Origin of the sequence: Chitinophaga sp. SYP-B3965, assembly GCF_009647655.1 — a bacterium.
GTDB lineage: Bacteria > Bacteroidota > Bacteroidia > Chitinophagales > Chitinophagaceae > Chitinophaga.
In genome coordinates this window covers 32,665-57,867 of record NZ_WJFD01000004.1, presented here as the reverse complement: position 1 = coordinate 57,867, position 25,203 = coordinate 32,665, and the positions used below count along the sequence as shown (strand labels likewise).

Annotated in this window: 15 protein-coding genes; 1 reads left to right on the top strand and 14 read right to left on the bottom strand. The window is 45.3% G+C overall.

Annotated features, from left to right (window positions below; translation table 11 throughout):
* Positions 1-21 precede the first annotated feature (21 nt).
* A complete protein-coding gene (locus GFS24_RS21320) occupies positions 22-1,242 on the top strand; it encodes an MFS transporter (RefSeq protein WP_153663041.1) in 1,221 nt (406 codons plus the stop codon).
* A gap of 78 nt (positions 1,243-1,320) precedes the next feature.
* On the opposite strand, the gene GFS24_RS21315 is transcribed toward GFS24_RS21320, so the two are convergent.
* The 14 genes from GFS24_RS21315 to GFS24_RS21250 all read right to left on the bottom strand — a co-directional run bounded on the left by GFS24_RS21315 (position 1,321) and on the right by GFS24_RS21250 (position 25,155).
* Complete coding sequence (locus GFS24_RS21315) at positions 1,321-3,972, bottom strand: outer membrane beta-barrel protein (protein WP_153663039.1); 2,652 nt, start codon at positions 3,970-3,972, stop codon at positions 1,321-1,323.
* The gene (locus GFS24_RS21310) at positions 3,972-6,752 is read right to left on the bottom strand and encodes a pitrilysin family protein (RefSeq protein ID WP_153663037.1); all 2,781 of its coding nucleotides are present in this window, start codon (positions 6,750-6,752) and stop codon (positions 3,972-3,974) included. The genes GFS24_RS21315 and GFS24_RS21310 overlap by 1 nt, the downstream gene beginning before the upstream one ends.
* 26 nt (positions 6,753-6,778) lie before the next feature.
* Positions 6,779-8,404, bottom strand: a complete 1,626-nt coding sequence (locus GFS24_RS21305) for a SusD/RagB family nutrient-binding outer membrane lipoprotein (RefSeq protein ID WP_173003148.1) — start codon at positions 8,402-8,404, stop codon at positions 6,779-6,781.
* A 13-nt stretch (positions 8,405-8,417) separates the two neighbouring features.
* Entirely contained in the window at positions 8,418-11,873 is a 3,456-nt protein-coding gene (locus GFS24_RS21300) for a SusC/RagA family TonB-linked outer membrane protein (protein WP_173003147.1), read from the bottom strand.
* A gap of 198 nt (positions 11,874-12,071) precedes the next feature.
* Positions 12,072-13,205, bottom strand: coding sequence for a FecR family protein (locus tag GFS24_RS21295; RefSeq protein ID WP_153663030.1), 1,134 nt, complete (start codon positions 13,203-13,205; stop codon positions 12,072-12,074).
* Positions 13,206-13,272: 67 nt separating this feature from the next.
* Positions 13,273-13,863 carry an RNA polymerase sigma factor gene (locus GFS24_RS21290; RefSeq protein WP_153663028.1) on the bottom strand — a complete coding sequence of 197 codons (591 nt, stop codon included), beginning with the start codon at positions 13,861-13,863 and terminating at the stop codon, positions 13,273-13,275.
* Positions 13,864-13,960: 97 nt separating this feature from the next.
* Complete coding sequence (locus tag GFS24_RS21285) at positions 13,961-15,085, bottom strand: TlpA disulfide reductase family protein (protein WP_153663026.1); 1,125 nt, start codon at positions 15,083-15,085, stop codon at positions 13,961-13,963.
* Positions 15,086-15,099: 14 nt separating this feature from the next.
* Entirely contained in the window at positions 15,100-16,239 is a 1,140-nt protein-coding gene (locus tag GFS24_RS21280) for a TlpA disulfide reductase family protein (RefSeq protein ID WP_153663025.1), read from the bottom strand.
* 2 nt (positions 16,240-16,241) lie between these two features.
* Complete coding sequence (locus GFS24_RS21275; protein WP_153663024.1) at positions 16,242-17,516, bottom strand: hypothetical protein; 1,275 nt, start codon at positions 17,514-17,516, stop codon at positions 16,242-16,244.
* Between the two features lie 17 nt (positions 17,517-17,533).
* Positions 17,534-19,072: a RagB/SusD family nutrient uptake outer membrane protein gene (locus GFS24_RS21270; RefSeq protein WP_153663022.1), complete on the bottom strand. Its 1,539-nt coding sequence runs from the start codon at positions 19,070-19,072 to the stop codon at positions 17,534-17,536.
* A gap of 10 nt (positions 19,073-19,082) precedes the next feature.
* The gene (locus GFS24_RS21265) at positions 19,083-22,568 is read right to left on the bottom strand and encodes a SusC/RagA family TonB-linked outer membrane protein (RefSeq protein ID WP_173003146.1); all 3,486 of its coding nucleotides are present in this window, start codon (positions 22,566-22,568) and stop codon (positions 19,083-19,085) included.
* 129 nt (positions 22,569-22,697) lie between these two features.
* Positions 22,698-23,915 (bottom strand): FecR family protein, encoded by a 1,218-nt coding sequence (locus GFS24_RS21260; protein WP_153663017.1) that lies wholly within the window; start codon positions 23,913-23,915, stop codon positions 22,698-22,700.
* Positions 23,916-23,983: 68 nt separating this feature from the next.
* Positions 23,984-24,562 (bottom strand): RNA polymerase sigma factor, encoded by a 579-nt coding sequence (locus GFS24_RS21255; protein WP_153663015.1) that lies wholly within the window; start codon positions 24,560-24,562, stop codon positions 23,984-23,986.
* Between the two features lie 35 nt (positions 24,563-24,597).
* On the bottom strand, positions 24,598-25,155 hold the full coding sequence (locus GFS24_RS21250) for a hypothetical protein (protein WP_153663013.1): 558 nt from the start codon (positions 25,153-25,155) through the stop codon (positions 24,598-24,600).
* Positions 25,156-25,203: the final 48 nt, after the last annotated feature.

The following is a 25,203-nucleotide window of genomic DNA, read 5'->3' as shown; positions in this document are numbered from 1 at the left end:
TTGCCCTCTCAACACACACACATGAAACTCATAAAAGACAATCACCAGGGGATCAGCACGTTTTTATCGTTTGCCCTGCTTCCCCTCTCCGGCTTCGCTACGGATATTTATATTCCGGCATTGCCGTCCATGGCAAGTGATCTGTCTGTTACCAATTCCGCGGTGCAGCTTTCACTGATCTTATTCATGGTAAGCTATGGCATCAGTCAATGGTTTGTAGGAAGTCTGCTGGATAGTTATGGCCGTTTCAGATTAGGCACCGGTTCACTTTTAATATTTGCACTGGCCAGTTTCACCATCGCAGCCACGCACAATATCTACCTGATCTACGCCATGCGTATTGTACAAGGTACCACAGTAGCCATGATCGTAGTAGGTAAAAGAGCTTACTTTGTAGATGTCTATTCCGGCGATAAATTAAAACATTATGTGAGCCTGTTTTCTATCATCTGGGCCACCGCCCCTATCATTGCTCCCTTCATCGGTGGTTATCTGCAAACTGTTTTTGGCTGGTCTTCCAACTTTTATTTCCTCGGCATCTTTGCCGTTATTATACTGGCATTTGAACTGATCTACAGCGGGGAATCCCTCAAACATTTCCAGCCGTTTAAAGCAAAAGCTATTCTGAAGGTCTATCACACCACCATCACCACAGTGGATTTTGCATTAGGACTGGTGATCATTGCCATCAGTTATGCAATGCTGGTAGTATATGGTATGACAAGCCCCTTCATCATTGAACATGTGTTCCATTTTTCTCCCGTGGTAACGGGTTATAGTTCCTTGTTTTCAGGTGTGGCGCTGATGCTGGGTGGTATCACTTCCAAGATGCTCATTAAAAAACCTTTTAACAGGAAGATAGGTGTAGCGATTGCACTACAGGCTATTGCGGCTGTCCTCATGATAAGCACATCTGCTTTGTTCAGCAATTTCTTTACATTCATGGGCTTCACACTGGTTATCCACTTTTTCGGAGGTTTCATTTTCAATAATGTATTTGCTTTTTGTCTCGGACGTTTTACCAAAAACGCAGGTATAGCAAGTGGTGTTACCGGAGGGTCTATGTATATCATTACTTCGATCTTCAGTTACGGCATCGTAAACGCGATACCTATTCAGAGCCAAAGCCTGTTAGGCACTGCCTACCTTAGTTTCTCAGTGATACTGATCGGGGCATTTACCTTGTTTGTGAAAGCAAGGGCAAGGGAAGAAGCACAACAAAGTTTGGCGCAAGCTGCATAAATAGAAAAGGGCTAAATGGAATCCACCATTTAGCCCTTTAAGTTACCTGAAAAGGAAACTTAATCAGAATGGCGGCTTTTATCTTAACATTACTGCAGGAGAAGCTTCACCGTTGAACCGGTTAAAATTATACTTTAAAGTAAGCATACCGTAACGCTTCAAAGCATTCACCTGCATATTCTCTATAAATGACGGCCCTGTTGTACGCGATATATTTGTATTACCATTAAATATATCATTCACAGATGCCCGTACCGTTAATTGTTCTTTCTTCCCGAAACGATACCCAATCGCACTATTCAAAACGGTCACGCTCCTGATCGCTGAATTGTATTTATAATTCAGGTTACAGGATATCTCCAATCGTTTAACAGCCGTTACCTGCACCTGCGTTGTGTATCCTTGTGTATTGTAGGTTACATCCTGCAACCGGGGAAGTGAGTAAGTGGTTTTATTCCAGCCATTGTCTGCCGTCAGGAAAACGGAATACTTATCTTTCCAGCTAAGGGACACATCGAGGTAAGCATTCACTCTCCAGCTGTCGGATTCATTCCTTTGTTTCTCTATAAATCCGATATCATGATTATTACCGGCTGTTGTATTCAATCCCGCCTGTACATTCCAATCCTTCCATTTTCGTGTGATGAACACCCTGGCCATTAAGTTCATCGTCCTGCCTCCGCTCACATTCTGGTATGTACTCACCTGCCGGCCCAGCGTATCATAGAACACATCATTCACCACCTGGTTACGTGCAAAGGAACCATTCGCATTCATATTCATGCCTATTCCTTTTTGTGGAACGAAACGATATATGTTGGCATACAGAGAGTGTGTTACCCCCGTTTTTAATGTTGGATTCCCCATCCTGATGTATAAAGGATCGGAATTATCCACTGCAGCAGATAATTGCTCTGCAGCTGGTGTTGTGGACGATACGGTATATCCTAACCCTACATTACCATTTTGCCCCAGTGAGTAATTCATTTGGATATTGGGCGCAAACTGCCGCTGCCTGATCTCTACAACTGAATCCAGCCACAGCAGCCTGTTTTCCTGTTGCATGAACCGGATGCCGGCATTCAATGCAATGCTCAGCTTATCGTCCTTATAAGCGATCTGGGCAGAAGGCACTTGCGTAAGGTTTGTGTTCCTGTTATCACCGGATAAAACACTATCTAAACCTTGCTTAAAAGAAAACGTTTCTTTCAACAGACTATTATTATTACGATCCAGCGTATATTCCAATGCAGCCGAAAAACGCCCGGCAATTTTGCCGGACAAGCTAATAGCAGCATAATGGCTCATCGTTTTTTCATGTAGATCTGTGTGCTGATCTATGGTATCCTTCAACTGAAAGATTGAATAATTTTGTTGCTGATCCGATCTGTCATTTACCCCCATCCTCCAAACCACATTCAGGTTAACCCTGCGGTCTTTTGTGGTTTTGTTGAAGCTGATCTCATTACCAAAGTTCCATTGGTCTCCTTTACTATGGTTCATTGCCGAAACAGCTGGAGTACTCACTTCAATAGAAGAGAACATACGTGAGTTACCCAGCTGGAGGCTGGGCCTTACTGTAAGCATTGTAAAAGAATCCGCTTCGTATACAACACTCGCAGATAAATTATGATTGAGGGAACGGTTCACGGCGGACTCGCTGCTGATATACCGGAAGCTGCTATCAGGTAAAAGGTTAATACGGTCCCTTAATGTTTCCTTTCTGCTTTCATTACGCGAGAAGTTATAATTGGCGTCTATAGTAACTTTGCGACCATATTTCGTATTCAGATTAAGCCCGGCAGACTGATCATCTGAAATACCACCTACCCCGCCAAAAGAGGCACCACCAACACTTGCCACCATCACTGCTCCCCCATCTGCATTCGGTGCATTACCTGCCGATCCATAAAAACTAAGCCGCGCCTTTTCACCAAATGAATTAAGTGAAACATTTCCTGCATACCGGGAAGCTGTACCCCCACCAACAGCTGCATTCCCAAACACACCCGCCTTCTTATTCTTTTTCAGTTTCAGGTTGATCGTTACTTCTTCTGAAGGAGGCCGTACAACAAGTGAACGTTGCTGTTCAACAGACTTTGTATCCATCACCTGTACTTTATCGATCATATCGCCCGGTAAGTTTCCCGTAGCCGCATTGATATTCCCATTAAAAAAATCCCGCCCATCCACTTGTATCTTATTGGCCTTCTTTCCATTCACAGTGATATTTCCCTGCTGGTCTATTACAACACCTGGTAGCTTCTTCAGCAGGTCCTTTACAGCCGCGTTTGGTAATAGTTTGAAAGCGGTAGCATCAAATTCCAGCGTATCATTCCTCATCTGAAAAGGAGGCCTGCGGCCGGAGATCTGCACTTCTTTCAGATTTATACTTTGCCGTGTTAACGACCAGGTCTGATAATCAGAAGAGACTTTCAGTAAGATCACCGTATCCCTGAAACCATAAAAGGAAACAAATACTTCCAGCTCCTGGTCCAAAGGAAGCCCGCCAAGTGTAAACTCCCCTTTACTGTTGCTGAATGTGTATGCCAGTAAGGTACTGTCTTTGCGAGCTACGGCAGAAATGCTGGCTGCTTCCAATGTTTTGCCGGTAACCTTATCCAATATCCGGCCCCTGATCCTGCCGGTTCCGGTTTTTTGTGCATATGCACTTAAGCCAGTTAGCAGGATCAGGAAGACCAGGTATAATAGCGGGTTTTTCAGTATCATCAGTTAGTTTCCGGGACTAATATGACCCGGATGTAATTTGCATTATTGAAATACTTAACGGCGGTTTGCTGCAGGCTTTGTGGTGTGATGAGCTTCATCCTGTTGCGGACTTCCGGCATCTCTGGTTCTTCCCCATTTATGAACTTACCACTGAGGTAGCTCAACCAGAAACTGTTTTCCTTCATTACCCTGTCCAGCCCGCTTTTTTCACCGGCTTTATATTTGGTAAGATCTTCTTCAGCCGCGCCTTCCATTTTCAATTTCATGATCTCGCTGTTCACACTTAATATCAGCGGCTCCACATTGCGGGGATCACAGATGAAGTTCACGAGGAAAGTATATTCTCCTGCAGGTAACTTCCTGATATTTACACTCGCCCTTGCATTATACACACCACCTTCCTGTTCACGGAGGCGTTCTATCAACCGGATGGTCAATATGGAGGCCAGTGCCCGCATCTGATCTGAAGTAGCTTTTTCATATTCAAAAGCACCCCCGAAAGCCAGCATTACCACTGCCTGTTGTTCTTTCCCTTTTATCACTTTCCTTACGATCCTTCCTTGCGGGTAATTCAGCTGAAGGTCTTTTGCGGTTTCTTTCCGTTGTATAGCAGGCAATGAGCCCAGGTATTTTTCCAGTAATGGTTTAATAGCCGCTACATCAAAACTGCCCACGAATGTGAAAGTGAAATCACTGGCGTCCGCAAACCTGTCTTTATAGATCTGTAAGGCCTTGTCTGCATCCAGCATGTCCAGTTTCTCCGGTGGCATTTTCATTTTACGGAAATGATGATCGCCTAAAACGGCAGACAGCGTATCTCTGAAGATGGTACCAGGAGATTGATCTGCGTTGGAATAGGAAATACGCAGCTGTTCAACCATATTGGAAAATGCAACAGGGTCTTTACGTGGTTTGGTAAAGTACAAATACACCAGTTGAAGCGCTGTTTCCAGGTCTTCGCGGGAAGCCGCGCCAGAGATACCTTCCGTTGTTTCATCTATGAAAGCCCCTACAGAAACAGTTTTGCCCGTCAGCAGATTGCGTAATTCCTGCAATGTCATATCAGATACACCGCTTGCGGAAACAAGGCTTGAGGCCATCCTCGCGGAGTAAAAATCAGCATCGCTTACGAGGGAAAGTCCACCCGGACTGAATGCATTAAATACGATCTCGTCTTTCTTGAATTCTGTTGGCTTCAATACTACTTTCACACCATTGCTCAATACCAACTCGGTAGCCCCAACTTCCTTAAGCACTTTTTCGCTGGTGATTGTACCTGCTTTCGGAGCCTGATCTAATAATGTAGTTCTCGTCACCTTCTTATCTTCGTATGCAGTAACAGGCCCTACGGACTGCAACCATTGCATCACAGGCAGGGAATCCTTTTGCTTATCATCGGCAACAATTATAATATCCCTGTTCGTATCTGTAATGTATTTTTTAGCGAGCTGGTTCATTTCATCAGTACCCAACTCAGCGATGATCTTTTTATACAGTTCATATTCATACACAACGCCGGGGCTGCCTACACCATGTAAGAAATGTTGCACATACTCCCGCACAAAACCCTCTGAAGGTGTTTTATCCCTTTCTTTATAGGCATTTTCAATCGTGCTCATATAATTGATGCCAGCCCTCTTCAGTTCGCTTGCTGTGAATCCGTATTGCTTTACCCGTTCCAATTCCATCCAGAAAGCTTTGATCCCTTTTTCCGCACCACCGGGTTTCAATATTACCCTGCCCGAAAAGGCATCCAGATCACCCATCATTTGCCCGATACTGCTACTCGCATTCAGGAAAGGCGCGTCTGGTTTTTGTACGATCTCATTGAAACGATTGGCCATCATCATACCAAACAAGGTCCTTTTCAGGGCTTCACGCAAATCCACAACAGTTTTCATTTCCATGGCCGGATGTTTAACCATCACCTCCATCCGCATAGTAGCTACTTCCGGATCGTTCACCATCAGGAACTGATTTTTTCCGGAAAGTGGGATTGTATATTCCTCCCGTTTTTTAGGATGGGGTGGTAACTTCATATTAGAGAACAGAGAGATGATCGCTTTCTCCGTTGCGGCAACATTCACATCACCAACTACAATGAGGGCTTGCAGATCAGGACGGTACCAATCTTCATAGAATTTACGGATCTCTTCATGTGAAAAGTTCTTCAAAACTTCCTCCGTACCAATAGGCAGGCGATTAGCATAACGGGATTGATTCACCCAAAGCGGCATCGTTTTATCCTGAATACGTTGGGCAGAACCCAGCCGCTGGCGTTTTTCTTCGAGGATCACACCCCGTTCTTTATCTATTTCTTCGCCATCCAACGTAATATCCTGTGCCCAATCCCGCATGATCTGCAGCGCATTCCGGAACAAAGTTTTATCTTCTGTGGATACCGGCAACTGGTAAATGGTTTCATCAAAAGAAGTGGAAGCATTCAGGTCAGCACCAAATCGCACACCTGCTTTTTGCAGATAACTCACCAGTTCATTCTTTGGAAAATGTTTGGTACCGTTAAAGGCCATATGTTCCAGGAAGTGCGCGAGCCCTTGCTGTGCATCGGTTTCCAGTATAGAGCCCACATTGTTTGCCAGGTACAACACGGCCCTCTTTTCAGGCACAGCGTTTTTCCTGATGTAGTAGGTAAACCCGTTGGGGAGTTTACCTACTTTCACGGCTGCATCCAATGGCACATCCTGTGCAAACAACTGACCATTAAAAAATATAGAAATAGCGATAGCCGCTGCGGCTATCCTGCCACAAAAATGTATCATAAACACCCCATTAATTTTTAACTGAATTATGGCATCCACCATATTTTGCTGGTGAATGGATCTATCGTTCCCTGTGCCAGCAGATTTTCCTTGTTCAGCAATAATTCGCTGACAAGGTAAGGAAGCCGTATAGGCATTTTGTCTGACGTGCGGGCAGGATCATAAGATAAAGGGATAGCAGGAAATGCGCCATTGCGCCGGTAATCCACCCATGATTCAAAAGGTTCAATACCATTGAAGGCCATATATTTCTGGAACATGAGCAATTTGTATTTATCAGGTGCCGCTGCCCAGCTTACTTTTGTATTTGCCACTTCCTGTGTGTACCAGTTATTGAATATGGCATCTGATAAAGCAGGTGTATTACTGTTTCCACCAACGTTCAGCCAGCGGAATGATTCTCTCACCGCAGCTTTATACGCTGTTTCCGCATCACCGGGCAACCAGCCTCTGTAAACAGCTTCCGCTTGCAGGAACATGCTTTCTATACTGGTGATGATCCAGGAATCCATATTGTATCCTTTGATGATACCGGTAGATGCAGGAGATACTGCAGTCCGTAGTGCTCTCACACCTCCCACCTGGGATACATAATCTGTTTGCTGATAAGGATATTGCAACCTGTCTGCCGGTAATCCTAATTTATTACCTCTGTACTCAACCGGGCCGGGTTGTGTAAATGGTTCCGCAGCACCAGCCGGCATAGGCAGGCGGGCAGGACCATAAAAGAAAGCAAGGCGCGGATCGTTATTTTCCTTCAGCATGTTCATCGCCGTTACATTCGCTGAAGCCATTTGCCAAACGGGAAGCCAATTTCCTCCTATTTGAATATAGTTACGGGCATAGATATCAAAAGCAGAATACTTTGCAAAATAGCTGGCTGGTTTCTGATCCGTGTAACCGGGGTTCACATCTGCATCTTCACCACTATTCAGGAATCCGGAACCTTCTGCTGTGATCTTTGCTATTTCTGCCTGGATATAGGCAGCCCGGTCTGTTCTACAGGCCTGGTGCATCAGCAAACGCAGCTTGAGGGTGTTGATGAATTTCACCCACTTGGTCTTGTCTCCTTTGAACATGATATCCGCAATACCAATACGGATGGCCTTATCCTGCGATGCGCCTTTGATCAATGTAGTAGCCTCATCCAGCTCTTTCATCAGGCCTTCATACACTACCCTGCCGTCATCATAGCGGGGTTTTCTTATTTCCACTTTTCCCACATCTCCATAAGGGATATTGTTGTTGATATCAACGGCCCGGCTCCATTGTAATGCCTTCAGCGCTTTTGCGATGCCCACATAATAAGGCTGATCATGCCGCAGCGCATTTTGTTCGAATAAAAATATATTGATATCTGGTGTGGCGGAACCTATAAAAGTATTGTCCAGCGGATAATACGCTATCTCCGGCGAACCTGTAGGATATTCCCCATAAGCCCAGTAACCCATCAAACCCTGCAGCCAATCTTCGTTAACGGCAGACTGGCTGCTAATAAGCAGGTTCGGCAGGATAATATCCGGCGTGGCGTTATTCTCTGTGAGTTGTATAGGATTATAGTTGATATCGATCCATCCTTTTTTACAACCGGCGAATAAGAGCCCGCAAGCTATAAAAGAAGTGATAAACAGTGATTTATATTGTTTGCGCATAACATTCATTTTATTAGAAACTAAAAGTGGTAATAACACCATACTGAGCAACACCAGCCACGGTAGACACGCCGGAAGAAGAACCGGTAAGGTTATCAGGAATGGTCCTGTATCCTCTGCTGCCAGGGCCTTTTATCAATTGCGGATCACCATACACATTGTCTTTCGGATAGAAGTTGAAAAGATTCCTTCCGTACACGCTCAGGTTCACCTTCTTTAAGATCCTTGATGAAAAGAAGCGCTCATACCCGATCACGATCTCGCGTATCTTAATGAAGTCTGCTTTGGTGAGATACAGGCTACTGGCATTCAGATAATGGCTGTAGAGCTGCTGGTTGGTATTACTCACGTAAACAGAAGTGTTCTCTGTATACTTACCGGGTGTACCATCTTCATACACTGAATTGGGAATAATGAAGGGCTCGCGGTTATTGTAAGTCGTCATTACATGCATACCATTTTGTATCTGCGCTCCTCCCTGTTCAAAATAATGCATGGCGCCGGTGTTGAATTCACCCAGCACAGCCAGGGAGAAACCTTTCCAGGACAGGTTTATGTTCAAACCGCCTGTATATTTCGGAAGGGTTTTGCCATTGTACATTTCCTTCGCCATATCCGGATCGGGCATTCCTGTTGTTTTATCCACGATCACCCTTCCCTGCGGATCACGCTTCCAGTCATACACCTGGTATTCAAACGCAGTCTGGCCAGTACGGGCCATGATCCCAAACATAGCTCCCCACATAGGTTTTTTCAAAGGGAAAACGCCGTCATACACTTCACTGATAGACATCACTTTATTATTGTTCATGGCCAGTCGTACGTCCGCAGTAAGCGTAAGGCCGCTTCTTGATTTGAAGATCGGATTGAACTTAAGGTCCATTTCCCAACCGTAATTGCGCAATACGCCCAGGTTATCGATGGTACTACCACTGCTTAACCATGGGATGGCTACTTTCATGATCACCCCATTATTGCGCTGGGAGTAATAAGACACATCCAGTAACACACGGTCCTTCCAAAGATTGAAGGAAGCGCCGTATTCCTGTGTCAGGATCTTTTCAGGTTTCAGGTAAGGATTGGGATTGCCGGCCATGAACGCGTAACTTAATATACCATCATCCGTAGTACCGGCATAAGGGAAACCAGTGCCGTAAGCCAGCTCCAAAGTCCTTTCAGACTGATAAGGCTCAATGTTCATATTGGCGGTACCATTTACCGCTGCGCGCAATTGCAGGCGGGATAACCATTTGAGATCTCCGAGAGCAGGGATCACCTCATTCAGTATCACAGAGGTATTGGCGCCTACGTATAGATCTTTGCCTCTTCCGGCGCTCGCACGTTTGGAATCCCAATCGTTCCGCGCCATCAGTTCCACAAAAACACGGTCTTTGTACCCAATGCCGGAAGTACCGAAGAAAGAATAAAAACGGCTCAGCAGGGATTTCTCACTCCCGTATGGAATGTCCCGGGAAAAAGACAGGTTAAATACCGGTACGATAGGATTACCGGAACCCATCAATTCCTTTGTAAAACTTTCGCGTACAGAAGCACCGAAAGTTGTTCTGAAATTAAAATCCCCCGCTTTGTTCAATGCCGTTACTAACAGGTCATTATTAAGGGAGGTAGCCAACCTGGATTCTTCTTTCAACGAGGCCAGCTGATCACGGTACCTTTGATAACCGCCATACAACTTAGCGAAATCAGAAAAATAGATCGGCTCGCGGGTGCTCTTTTCAATAATGCCGTTGTACACAATGCCCGGTTTCTCTGTGATCGTTAACCAGGGAAGTACTTTCAGGGTTAATACCAACCCGGCCACCATGGCATTGCCGGTAGAATTACTTCTGTTATTGGCAGCAGCCTGGTAAGGGCTCATCATGTCAGTATCATACCAGTAGTGATTGTTATCAGACCATTTATCGTTCTTATAGTCCTTGTAACTCAACAACGGAATGAAAGTAGGTGTACTCAGCAGTGATAAGAATTCCGGTCCGGTATTGTACACATTGCGGGTGTAGTTCATATTCAGCTGCACATTCAGTTTGCCCATCTTCCTGCCGCCACTGAAGAAAAGGTTGATCGCGTTCTGTTTGTCTCCCGGGATCATCCCTTTCTGTGTGGTATGATTCAAGCCCATGTAAAAATCAGAGTTGGCATCTGATTGTGATAAGGAGAGATTGTTCTGTATCGTTTGCCCCACCTGGAAAAACCGGCGTGCATCTTTTTTATCTGAATAAGTTACCTGCTGGTAATCTCCGTTTTCATCCGGACGGCCAATAGGCACCAATGTTCCATCATAAGCAGGTCCCCAGCCATTATTGTTTACAGGGCTATAAATACCTTTGCCATTTGCATCCACATTGCCGGTGCCGGTACCAAACGATCTTTGTTTGCTGAGATCATTCCGGAAGTCCATCCGCTGAAAGGAAACATTGTTCCGGTAATTGAAAACCGGTTTTCCTTTCTGTCCTTTTTTAGTGGTGATGATGATCACACCATTCACTCCTTCCGGTCCATACAATGCAGTACCGTTTGCGCCTTTCAAAACGGTTACATCCTGAATATCCGCCGGATTGATGTTGTTGATGAAATCCATTACTAAACTCGCGGATGCCTGATCAGAACCAAAGGACAGCGGTGTGCCGTTCATGATGAACAAGGGCTGGTTATTACTGGTAGCTCCAAAAGAACGGATACCCCGCAACAACACCCGCATCTGCGGATTCATATCTGCACTCTGAATAGAGATATTCAAACCGGATACCTTTCCTGCCAAACCTGTGAGCAGGTTGCCGGAATTTGCGCGGTTAATATCTTCCCCGCTTACTTTTGCCACACTGTACCCGATCTCCTTCGAACTTTTTTCAATACCGAAAGCCGTCACTACTGTTTCCGATAATTTCGATGCCTGCTCTGCTAATGGAATGGTGATACTTGTTTCATTCCTGTTTGTTTTTATTTCTTTCGTTTCATAACCCAGCGAAGAGATCACGAGTATTCCACCCGGTTCCAGATCTATTTTGAAAGCACCTTTAGCATCTGTAACAGTACCTGTGCCGGCGCCTTTTATCTTTACGGAAGCGGAAGCTACAGGAGCCCCTGTGGCACTATTCACCACTGTGCCGGTGAACTCCATAAAGAGCGTTTCTATTTTGAAAGGTGAAGGTGTTTCCTGTTTGCGGAACAGGGTGATCATTTTGTCTGTAATGCGATAATTCAATGGTTGGTCCTTGAAAGTAATTTCCAGGAAAGTGGTCAGCGGCATTTTATTGACATCCACTGTAACGGGACGGGCATTTTCCAGCAACTCCCTGTTGTAAAAAACCACATAGCCGGTTTGCTTCTCTATGGTAGAGAACACTTTCTTTAATGGCAGGTCTTTACCGGCAAGGGAAACCGTCTGCGAAACGCCCGAAGCGTGTACGCTTAGAAAAGCAACGGTGAGGAAAAGGAACGTTAGCTTCATAACTAACACGATTTTGGTAATGTGAAGGTGCTGCCACCAAGACGGGTGGCCGTAGCAAAGAGATTTTTGCATAAATTGCATTTGGTTTGGTTGATAAGAAAATTCTCAGTCCTTGAAATTTTTGGTTGACCATAACTTTCCGCCGGAAGTGGGTCCAATCACTTCCGGTTTTTTCTTTATGGCTTCTTCTGTTGATTACTAATCAGGCTTTATTATCAGCTTCCTGCCTTCTTCCAGCGAAAAGTGCACTTCCGCATCTTCCAGTATTTTAAGCAACTGGGACAGGTTGATGTTCCGTAGCATTTTACCCCCGAATACGATGTCTGGTACTGTTCCTTCATATATTACGTCTATATCATACCACCTGGAAAGCTGACGCATCACTTCCTTCAGGTTCTGCCCTTCAAAATTGAAAAGGCCATACCGCCATGCCATCACGGCACTGGTATCCACCTGGTGTAAGACTTTTACATCAGCTGTTATTTGCGCCTGCTCACCAGGGTTTAATACCACATCCATCACTTTGATCCTGCCCTCCAGCAAAGTGGCCCTGATAGCGCTTTCATCTGCATAGGCATTGATATTGAAATGGGTACCCAGTACTTCTACAGTGGCGTTATCATTCATTTTCACCCGGAATGGCATAGCTGCATTCTTCGCTACTTCAAAATAAGCCTCCCCGGTTATTTCCACTTTCCGCTCTCCGCCGGTAAAAGTGGTTGGATACCTTAAAGAGCTGGCCGCATTCAGCCAAACCTTTGTTCCATCCGGTAAGATGATCTGGAACTGACCGCCCCTTGGGGTAGTTAATGTATTATAGGTAATGGAAGTTTCCTCTCCCTGTGTATCATATTGTAATTGTCCGCCCTGCTGGTGGATGGCGATGGAGCCCTGGCGGAGTGTCTGGTTGCCTGTGCTGTCTAACGTCACCTGGGAACCATCTCCCAGGATAAGTACGGCTTTGTTGCTGCCAGGTGCTACATCATTTTTTACATAAGTTGCTTCTGTAGCGGATTTGATCTTGTTTTCATTCCAGAAATACAAGCCGGTAGCGATGATACCCAGCACGGCCGCTGCCGCTGCGAATTGGAAGATGCGGCGGACAGGGCGTTTTTTAGTTTCAGTGTGGAGGATGCCGGAGATCATATCATCCCAGCGTTCTTTCCGGTAGGCCAGGTCTTTCTCACTAGCCATGGCCATTTCCTGTAATGCCAGCTCCAACTCTTCACTTTCCTCTTGCTGTAATGCATTGACGAGGAGCGCGGACTCGTTGTCCGTGATCTTACCTTCCAGGTATTGTTGCAGTAAATAGGAAATTTGTTCTCGCTTCACTTAGAAAACCCTTTAAATATAGAACGCAGCAGATGTAACGAAGGACTGTTCCTCCTAAAAAAATATTTCAGCGGTTAAAAAGCATGACAAGGATGGAAATGGAAATCCCGGTTTCTTTGCGGATGTATCCTTTGATGAATTTCAGCGATATGACGAGCTGGTCTTTGACAGTATTCTGCGACAGGCCTAATTTCCCGGCTATTTCTTTATGGCTCAGCCCCGTTTGCCGGCTCAGCTGATAGATCTGCTGGCGCTTAGGTGGCAATAACGCGACGGCCTTATTAATTAAAGCTGCTATTTCCTTTGCCCCCAGGGCATCCGTTACATTATTGGCCGAAGGCTCCTGCGTTTCTCCTAACTGCTGCAATTTCTTTTCCTTGCCGGCCAGCTGGCGCAGGTAAGAAATGGAAAGATTGGATGCCACCCGGTAAAGCCAGCCCACCGGATGTTCCATTTGGGCTACCTCTTCCCTGTTCACCCACAAACGAAGGAATACTTCCTGCACGATCTCTTCCGCCACCATTTCTGACCTGGCGATCTTACATACAAACGGGAACAGGCGGGCGTTATATTCATGAAAGATCTGCGTGAAGGCGGTTTCGTCTCCATCGGCAATTTCTTTGAACAAGTGTTTGTCTTTATATAACAGCTCCTCCATCTGAGGGTATAAAGATAGAAAAATTAGCGGAAGGGGCTATAAAGCCAAAAGCCACATACACCTTCCGATGCATGTGGCTTTCATTAACAAAAATCAATTACTTCGCTCCAAACAGCTCCACCAGTTTCTTCTCCAGCGGACTATTTCCACCTGGCTCAAAACCAACTTCCTTCATCAGGATCTTCCCTTTAGGGTCTATCAGGTAAGTAGTGGGTACCCCCGTCACGGCAAAACCGCTTTGGGAAATGTTCTTTGTGTCTAATGTCTGCAACCAGGGAAGGTCTTGTTCTTTTAAGCCCTTCAGCCACGCAGCTTTATCCTTGTCTATGGAAATGCTGTAGATCTCAAACTTATCGCTCTTGTATTTGGCATATACTTCCTTCATGTGCGGGAAGGATTGTTTGCAGGGGCCACACCAGCTGGCCCAGAAATCGATCATTACATATTTGCCTTTGAGGGAAGCAAAGCTGAGTAATTTCTCATCTGGTGTGTTGAGGGAAAAGTCTTTTACGGTGCTGCCGATAGCGGAGCTTTTCAGGCCATTCAGGTAATCTGCTACGTTTTTCCCTTCTTCGGTTTGTTTGCCTTTAGGAGAAAGTTTAGCGTACAGCTTTTCCATGTCTTCCGTTTTCAGGGAAGAACGGCCCATGCTTAATGCCAGTGCTGAAGCATAGGAATCAGGGTGTGAACCAATGAAGTCATTCAGTACGATAGCCATTTCTTCGCCTGTCAGTTTTTCCCGCTCTTTGCCAATTTCATCAGCTTTAGGGTTACTTCTGTCGTACCACTTATCGCCGAATTTTGCGGAGATCTTATCATTCACTTTTTTGTATACGGCATTCTGCTGCGTACGAAGATCACTGAAGTCTTCTGCGGATTTCTGGCCGGATACTTTAAAGCTCGCCATACCTTTGGTGATATCACCTTCGGAAAGTGTGATCTCTCCGGGCTGTTCTACCAATACCGGATAAGGGGAGTACATACGTTTTACCGTTTTGTCGTACTCAGTGTAAAATAGCGGAAGGAAAGGTTTTTCGAATGGCACTTTAAATTCAAAGTTGCCATCTGTCATCACGGAGGAATCGTTCTTTACGCCGGTACCGTAGATGTATACTTTATTATACCCTTTGGTATCTCCGGAGAACTTTCCTTTGATCGTAACTGTTTGCTGAGCAACAACAAAAGATGGCAGGGCCAGCAGTGTTAATAATAACTTATGCATAGTATAAGATTGTTTTAGTGTAATTCTTTCGCCAGGCGTTCTTCCAGTTCTTTACCACGCATGTTGGCGGCAATGATCTTACCATTAGGATCGATCAGCCAGTTCTGTGGTACGGCGCGTACATTGTACAATTGCGCTACTATGTTCTTCCAGCCTTGCAGGTCACTCACATGTAACCAGGGTAAATTATCATCTGCAATGGCTTTTACCCATGCGTCCTTTTTCTCATCCAGGGAAACAGCCAGGATCTCAAAGTTTTTGCCTTTGAATTTATCATATGCCAGTTTCACATTAGGATTCTCTGCACGGCAGGGACCGCACCAGCTGGCCCAGAAATCGATCAGCACATATTTGCCTTTCAGGGAAGCGAGAGAAACAGGTACGCCTTCTGTATTGTTCTGCGCAAAGTCAGGAGCTTTGGAGCCGATGGCAGTGCTGTAGGCAACTTTCAGTCTTTCTTCAAATTCTTTACCTTCTTTGGTATTACGCATGGAAGCATTCAGCTTCTTGTACTGTGCTTCTGTTTCCTTTGGATTAGGGATCATGCTTTTACCGGTCACCTGGTTAAAGCTTACCCAGCTATTTGGATGCGACTCAATGAAAGCGTTGTCAACAGGCGCATTTTCCTTCATGGTAGCAAGGAGTTTTGCATAGAGGTTTTTATATGCTTCGCCTTCACGGTCTGTAGCATATTGTTTCATCTCATCGCTGATAGCAGTGAGTTTATCAACTACCGGCTTACGCGCTTTCTGCAATACAGCATAATCTTCCTGCGCAGCAGATCCTTTGATCTCAGCTTCTTTGATGGTTTTACCAGTTATGGTAATATTCCCTTTATCCAGGTAAAAAGAACAACCATCACGGCCAATGATCTCACCACCATATCCCATACCGAAATTCATGCGTGGGTTGGCGCTGCTTTTCACAATAGTGATCACGGCTGAGAGGGGTTTGTTGATCTTACCCGAAAAACTAAAAGCGCCAGCTTTCAGTTCTGCGGTATCTGATACTCTCTTCCCATCGAAAGCATACATTAATATTACTTTGGCGGGTTCTCCGAGGTCATCGATCTTGCCATTCAGCGTGAAAGCTTCCTGGGCATGCAGCAGGGTGGAAAACAATCCCGCCGCTGCTAAGAGCATTACTTTTTTCATATTTATTGGTTTTTGGAATTCATTCTTCCCGGGCAACGTGTCATTACTGCACGCATCCTGGTTACCTGGTCTGCTGTGATAGAGTTGAGCAATGTAGGATAACGGCTATCGTCCATTGCATTGTCTGCAATATATTTCTCACTATCTAATCCTACTTTGGCGGCAAAGGAATAACTGTTCCGTTTATCCTGCCCGTCGAACTTGCGGGTATCATAGCAAAAATCCGAATACAAGCGGGCTGTGGACAACGAAGGTGTATACAATCCATAGAACGTTCCAACAAACCGGAATATTTCTATCTTCCGCTCAATACCCGGGAAGAGCATCGTACGCGGTAAACCTACACAGGCGTTGGCATAATCCGTGATAAAATCATCTTCGTTCAACGCAGTGGCAGTCACACCCAGGATGGACTGCTGGCCTGGTAACAGGGGCAGTTGTTTGGCAGGATATGCCACACCCATACTGTTATTGGCACCGGAAGGAATTACCTGCACATTGAGGTATTGTTTCGGGCTCCAGATAGTAGTGGCTTTATTGGCGTTGATGAAAGCAATGAAATCCGCTACATTAAAAGTAAGCGCTAACGGATTCACTTTCACATTGTCGCTATATATAATTTTGTTAATTCCCGGATCTGGTAAGGTTTGCCCCGCCTGGTTCTTTGTGGCCAAACGGAATTCAATATTAGCGGTAGCACCGTTAGGGCTATTACCCACTTTATTATTGATCACACTGTTCATGTATCTTATCGCTTCTACCAACTGTGCATACTGCACCGGCTGATAAGAAGACACATCGTAAGTAGGGTGCGTAGTATTCAACTCCCATACATGAAAGATCACATCTACATACAGTTTGGCAGGGTCTGCGGGTTTAGCTCTTAACGCCACCGGTTTGGTGGGCGATTTCGTTCCTCCTATCTCTGCATGGAATTTCACGGTATCAAAAGGAATGGTAGTGGTGGAATATTTCAGCCCTACTTCATTACCTGATCTCTCTTCTATTATTCTCAGGGAGCCTGCAGGTAATTTCCGGTAGTCGATGAATTCCAGTGTGTCTTTCCCGGAAGGAAGATGCACAGTGCGATACGCTTCCACGATAAAGTTCAGCGTAGCCTGACCATCTGCGATCATCATTTTATCTGTGGCAGACAAATAGATGGAATCTACATCATCTGCTGTTGGCTCGTACATTTTGTAGGCGAATCCATCTTTTTTACATCCGGCCTGGGCCAGCGCCAATAAGAAGAAAAGCCCTATTAATAGCTTGTTCATAAGTTTCTTTTTTGCGTTTAATACTCAATGGCTACCCAGCCTTCATTTGGTATAAGGTCCTTGTTCTCCTGTACTTCCGTTAAAGGAATAGGCAGTGCATAACGATAATCGTTGGGCGCTACGGTGAGATCATAATTCTTGTTGAGGAAGAGGAATTTTCGGTTGATGGTTTTCTTACCATACCGTTTCAGATCCAGCCAGCGTTTATCATTATCACCAAAGAACTCCTTGCGGCGCTCATCCACAATTTCCTGCAACAAAGCATCGCCGGCAAGGCCATCTGCCGTTCCTGCATTCCTGAATGCTTTGAATTTGTTCAATGTAGTAATGGCCCCTCCTGCATCATTCAGCCTGAATTGTGCTTCTGCCAGCATCAGGAATGCATCTTCCGGTTTAAAGATGCAAACATCTCCCCGTTTGAGCGATCCGGTGGCAGTACCATCAGAAGGCCATCCCCAGTTCAATGTTTTACCCGCTGTGCCTACTTTCCCTCCTGCACGCGCAGGATCTGCATTGAAGATCGCAGCGATACGAACATCTCCTGGTTTGAAGAGTGCCGCAAATTCTGCAGACAACGGAATATTTTCAGGACCAAAAGTACCCGGGGTGAGATACTGATAACAGGAGCCATACAAAGAACTGATGGCACCTTGTGAATTACTCTCCTGGCAAACGACAGGATAATTGGGATCTTTAGCACCATATGCATTGATCATGCCTGTTACCGTTGTAGGAATAAAAGGTTCTGTTCCTTCTATAGCAATGGCCGCATTTGTTTTCACAGCTTCATAATCTGTAGCTTCTTTTGCAGGTGATTCCGCTTTGAACCAATATACCTGCGCCATCAGGTGATGAATATAACGGTTGGAATAAAAGACGTTGAAACCGGTAACGGGCGTTGTTCTTTTGATCATGGTTTCCGCCGCAAGCAGATCATCCAGGATGATCTTGTATACTTCCGCCTGTGTTTTCCTTGGATTATCAATTCCTAAAACCCCTTCGCCTGTATGGAGATAAACGGGGATGCCCAGTTCACCTTTATTATAAGGCGCAAAATATTGGAGCAGCTTAAATAAGTAATAAGCACGATGTACATACATCTCTCCCAATAACTGGTCCTGCTGTTGCGGGGTAGCTTCAATGTCGTCCATCTGATCTATCAGGGCGTTCAGGAAACCAATGATCTCATAGTGTTGATTCCAGATCAAACCGGGTGTGTTAAAATCATTCCACAGCAACAAGTCTGCATAACCCTGTTCAACCTTGAGGTGATTGTTATTGGGTTTAAGGTAAGTTTGCGTTAAGGCCAGTTCAAAATCTATATTATCTGAATAGGCTTCAAACATCACGTTGCCCGCGGCTGGCGCCAGGCACATCACGTTACCATATAAAGGTTTTATCCGTAACTCCGCCACACCTTTCAGGTAAGATGCCAGCAGCGTTTTCATATCGTCCACATTTGCAACGGTACGCTGGTTCTTTGCGGGAAGGTCTAAGTATTGTTTGCAGCTCCAGGAAGATGTGGCTAATACCACTATTAATAAGAATAACCTCATAACAAAAAATTTAAAATCCAACGGTTAATGACAGTGTGTAACTCCTTGTGTTAGGATATCCGAACGGCGTTTTTGTTTCTGCATCCGTTCCGCTGTAAGGGCTCAGTGCCAATACATTGCTGGCTAACAAAGTAGCCTTGAATGTTTTCACAGCCGTTCTGGACAGCAACTGACGGGATGCTCTCCATGACAATGCGAGTTCCGTACATTTCAGGTAAGCGCCACTTTCAATATCTGTGGAAATGAGATACTGCGTATAGTTAGACAATGCTGTTCTGTAAGCGGGGATATCTGTGATATCACCTGCCTGCCGCCAACGGTAGAGATTATCTTTCAACCGGTTGGTACGACTCGCAACAATATCACTCACAATGCCACTGGGGCCTTCTCTTCTGTCGCGGAAACTGATGATGTCATTTCCATCCGCATATACAAACTGGGCGGTCAGCTCTATTGTTTTATAAGTAACCCTTGTGTTGAAACCGCCATATAATTCCGGATCGCTATGCCCGAGGTAATAAGGCCTGTACAGGGCTGTAAGATCTGCCGCGCTGGTCCTGCTCAGATCTACTTCCGCATCTGCATAAGTAGTTTCTACTTTCCCGTCTACCAGTTTTGAATTCCTTTTTTGCGCGAGTACGATCAGGCTGCCCGTTACAGGATCTACATGGGAGAACTTGTAACCGAACCAGCTGTTAATAGGATAACCTTCTATATTAGCGGTATAGTTATTACCGGTAACAGGTACCTCTTTTTCAAATACCTTGCTCAGATTGTTTTTGATCTTCGTGATATTAGCGCCTACTTCCCAGAGGAAATCCTTTGTTTTAATGGCTTCCACGCGGAGGTTCAATTCCAGCCCTTTGTTGGTGAGATTGCCCACGTTCACAATGGCAGAAGGCCTTCCTACGGAAGGTGCCGTTCTTGTATTATCCAGCAGGTCTATTACTTCTTCTGTGAAATAACGCCAGTCTGTATTGATCCTTCCATTAAACAGGGACAGCTCTAAGCCCAGGTTGGTTTCTCTTTTCTTTTCCCATTTGATCACCGGGTTGCCATAAGCAAATTTAGTGGCCACCGGTATATTAGCATATACTGCCGTACCGAGTTCATAAGTATGGAAAGGATACACACTTCTGTTGATGCTTCCCCTGTAACCATATCCCACAGATAATACCAGCCTGCTGATGGTAGACTGATAATCTTTCAGGAATTCTTCACTATGTGCATTCCATTTTACACCGGCAGACCATAAAGGAGAGAACTGATTATCTGAACCAATGATATCCACACCATCATACCGCACGTTAGCATTCAGTACATAACGGTTATCATATACATAAGCCATGGAACCAATGAAGGAAGCACTTCTGTTTTCGCGGGTATAGGTGCTTCCCAATTTTGCCAGCTGCAGACTGGAGAAACGGTTATCCGGTACCAGGTCCCAACTGGGGTAACCGGCAATACCATATTGTTGTAAATAGATCGGGTTGAAATGAGAGAACTTATCATTCGTTACAGCACCGAATTCATTGGCGAAGAAAGCCTGCACAAAATGTTTCGCAGCAAAGGTATTCGTATACTCTACCGTATTGCGAACAGTATAATCTAATGTTCTGCCGGACCCTTCCTGTAAATATCCCCTGTTATGTTCAGGCAAAACACCACCACCGGTAGATGTTTGATTGAGCCAGTTGTTCACCCAGCTCCGGTAAGTACCGCCAAAAGATTCATCTTTATCCTGTACCGCTGTATAAGATGCCACTACGTTACCGGTGTATTTGAAATGTGAAAAGAAATCATATTCCACCGCAAACTGCGCCCTGATATTTCCATAAGTATTCGTGAGTTTGTTTTCTCTCAGCTCACGGATAATATTAAAGGTGTTATAATACAGCGCAGAATTAGCTCCCACATCATAAGGAATAGCGCGATACGTAACATCTGAAGCGTAAGAGCCATCCGCATTATAAGGTTTCTCATAAGGGTTGGCAAATACGGCATATTTGAATGGATCTACACCAGCCTGACCTTCCACATTCTTTTTAATAGTCGTATAGAGGTTTACTTTGAACAGTAATTTGCTGGTAACAAAACGGCTCAGTTTCATGGTGAGGCCGCCGGTCTGGAATTTATTTTCGATCAGGCTTCCTTTTGAATCCTGGAAGTTGAACCCGGCATAATAAGTAGTTTTGGTATTACCACCACTGAAGCTGATGTTGTGCGACTGGCTGTTCGCCACCCGATACAATTGTTTGATCCAGTCCGTATTCGTTTGTTCCAATAGTGCAATCTGCGCTTCTGCTTCATCATAAGTAAGTGCACCTTTATCCGCCAGGCTCAGCAGTTGTATCACACGGCCACCGGATTCATAAGGAGGATAATAATCATCCCGCAGTCCCCTTTCAAACGCTACTTTTTCTTTGGAGTTCATGAAGTTGAAACTATTCTCCGGGCGCATGGTTACACCATACTTGCCAGTGTAGTTAATATAATCACTACCTATCTTTCCATTTTTGGTTGTGATCACAATAACGCCGTTAGCCGCTCTCGACCCATAGATAGAAGCGGCTGTAGCATCTTTCAGAATGGTGATGCTTTCTATATTTTCAGGCGGTACATTGCCGATACCATTTGTGATGAGGCTGTTCATGCTGGCAGATACTTCATCTCCCTGCAAAGGCATACCGTCCAGTACATACAGTGGCTGAGCATTACCTGTTAAGGTGTTCACACCACGGATAATGATCTGCCCTGTTTCTCCCGGGCGGCCTGATACGCTTCGAACATAAACACCCGGCATCTTTCCAGCCAGGGCTTTATCAAAAGTGGTGATGCCTGAATTCTCCAGGTCTTTTGCCGTGACGGTACTGATGGAACCTACCGAAGCAATTTGCTTTCTGTTCTGGAAACCGTTGCTCACTACCGATACGGTATTAAGATCATTGGAGGCGGCAGCCATTTTGATGGAGGCCATTGCCGCTACTGCAGGTACCCTGAGCGTTACAGCCTTGTAGCCGATATAAGATGCGCTCAGTACAGCATCATGATCTGCCTTCAGACTAAATTGTCCGTTCTGATTGGTGGTAGTTCCTCCGGGCCGGCCAACAATGCGGATGCTCACACCGGGTAATGGTTGTCCGGAGCTGTCTGTAACCACACCAACGATTTCTTTTTGGCGGCTGGTATCTGTATACACACGTGGTATAACAGTCGTGGCTCTTTTTTTCCGGATAATAATGGTGTGGTTCTCAATGGCGTAATCCAAATGAGGGCCCTTGAATAGTTCATCCAGGAAAGAGACTAATGGCGTGCCCTTTGCACTGATGGTTACAGGCGGGGCTTCTTTAATCAGCTGGCTGTTGCTCATGACGAGGAACTTCGTCTGTTTTTGTACTTCGGTAAGGACTTCCTGTAAGGGTACTTTTGTACCGGCATAGGTAATAGTTTGTCCCGCCGCTTTGTCAAAGAGGAGCAATGCGCATGCAAGTAGCATTAAGGCTTTAAATCGCATAGTAGGTAATTGACTTTGGTTGGTAAGTGAATAAATAAGGCGCACTTTCTCTCACAGGCCAGGAATGGTCCGCGATACATGCGTCGGCATATGTCGTTCTTTAGATTTTTGCTATTGTAATACGATCAGCTTATCGATACTTTCCAGTTTTACTCTCACGTCCATCCCGTTAAGTATCCTTATTAATTGTTGCAGATTTTGGTTTCTTTCCATCCTGCCCCAAACCTTTATATCTGGTATTCCTTTTTCATAGACAATATCAATGTTGTACCACCTGGATACCTGGCGCATTACTTCAGATAACTTTGTGTCGTTAAAATCAAATACGCCATTTTTCCATGCTATGGCACGAACAGTGTCTGCCTGTTCTACAATGGTAGCACCTTTTCCTTTCCCTTTCGGATCTGTAACAGCCCGCTGGCCAGGAAGTATCTGGTGTCCATGAGTACCTCCTTGTGCCATAATGCCGTTGTAAACGACTACTGAACCTTCTAACAGTGTAGTGTGTATCTTCTCTTCGTCTGTGTATGCATTTACATTAAAATGGGTGCCCAGAACATGGATGTAAGTTTGGTCGTTGATATCCACCACAAAAGGTTTGCTGGCATCTTTGGCGACTTCAAAATAGGCTTCTCCCGTTAGCTGCACTCTTCTTTCCCTTCCTGTAAAACGGGTAGGAAAGCGGATGGAGGAAGCAGCGTTCAGCCAGACATGCGTACCATCTTCCAGTAACAAATGATATTCTCCCCCTTTAGGTGTGATCAGCTGATGAAATTGTATCTCTTCATACTGTTCATTAATATCTTCATAGGCCAGCATCCCTTTTTGCTGTTGCACCTTTATAGAAGCGCCCTGCATAAAAGAAGTATCGCCACCCTTATTCAACTCTACATGTTTACCATTAGACAATACCAGTTGTGCTTTCTGACTACCAGGTAATACATTCACCGCATACTCCGCTGTGGTGATATGATCCGGTTTGCGGGACGTCTTCATCCAGATAACGGACGCTGCACCTAACAGGAACAGTAACACACCCGCTGCCCTGTAAAAGAACAGTCGTCTTGTACGGGAGGCTGAGCGACGTTTTATTTCCGCCGCCAGTTCTTCCCTGGCCTTTTCTGTTCTTTCCCGGTAATAGGCCAAACTGCGCCATTCGGCTGCGGCCTTTTCTTCACTCATCAATTCTTCCAGCACTTCCCGGTTGCGTTCATTAGCAGCCAGCCATACTTCCAGTTCATGCCGCTCCGCATCGCTGAGGGTGTTCCGGAGATAACCGGCCAGTAAACCCGTCATCCTTAAAGTAATGTGTAATTGCTGATCTTCCATGTGAATGACGATATACTTAAATAGAAACAGACCCCGGAACCAAAATGGGACAACCGGAGTCAATTATTTTAAAAAAAACTTAACAAAAAGGAAAAAGATTTGGGGGAAAGGAGCTTCCGCAGGGTTTTCAGGGCACGCATCTTTTGTTTGTTCACGGTGCCGATGGGGATGGACAGCCGTTCTGCGATCTCTGCATTTTTCAATTCTTCTTTATACGCCAGTTCCATGATCAGGCGGTATTTTTCCGGCAGCTGTTCAATGGCGTTATAGATCTCGCGCATCGCCTCTGCTTTAAAAATAGTGGTAAGGGTCACTTCTTCCGAAGCCGGGGCCAGCATTTCCAGGGTTTGTTCATGTTTCCGCTGCCGCTGGATCTTATCCAGGTAATTCAGACTGGCGTTGCGGGTACTGATAAAAAGGAATGCTTTGAGGGAGATGAATTCATCAAAATCTGCCTGTTTTTCCCAGACCTTAAGCATAACACCCTGGACCACTTCTTCTGCGGCGAAGCGGTCTTTCAGTAGTTTTTCTGCGAAGAAACAAAGAGTGGGGTAATATTCCGAAAACAAGCAATTGAACGTAGCCTTATCTCCACGCCGTAGTGCACTCATCGAAAAAGAATCGGGAAAAGCAGCCTTCTTATCCATACCTCCGTTAATCTGGCAGAAAGATAGAAAAAAAACTACGCTATCTCTATTTCCTGCTTAGTTTCATTCCCGGGCAGGTCTTCTGCCGTAACGATCACTTTGCTGCCTTTGGTTTCCCCGGTGGCGGTATACACCCAGTCTTTGCCATTCCTGGCCATCAGGGCATTCCCCTTTTCCAGCAATACATCCTTCCCGGAATAAATGGCCACGGTTACCCGGAATACCCTGAAATCGTCAGTTGCCCGCACCTGGATGGTATCTCCAGGTTTTCCGAGGTATTTTCCTGTTTCCAGGTTTTCGATCACGGGAGCATTATAGGCGTCTTTCAGGGCTAAATTATACGCATTTTGCCCCGGTTGGGCCATGGATCTGTACATGGCAGTCATTTCTTCGTCCTTTATGATCCCTTTTGCATAAGCGGAAGCCTCAGAGAATTTGTCCTGTGCCTCCTGCTGTTTTGCCGTAGCGGCCTTTTCCCTGGGCTGCTGGGCTTTGGATACGATGGTTTTTCCACCCCTTTGTTTGATGGTCACCTGCTTACCGATGCTGCCGGTTAACCCGTTGAGCAGTACGTTATTATCAGCTTTTGCCATAAAATGGTTGTTTTTCAGCTTTTTATAACAACAGTAGCAGGGAAATAG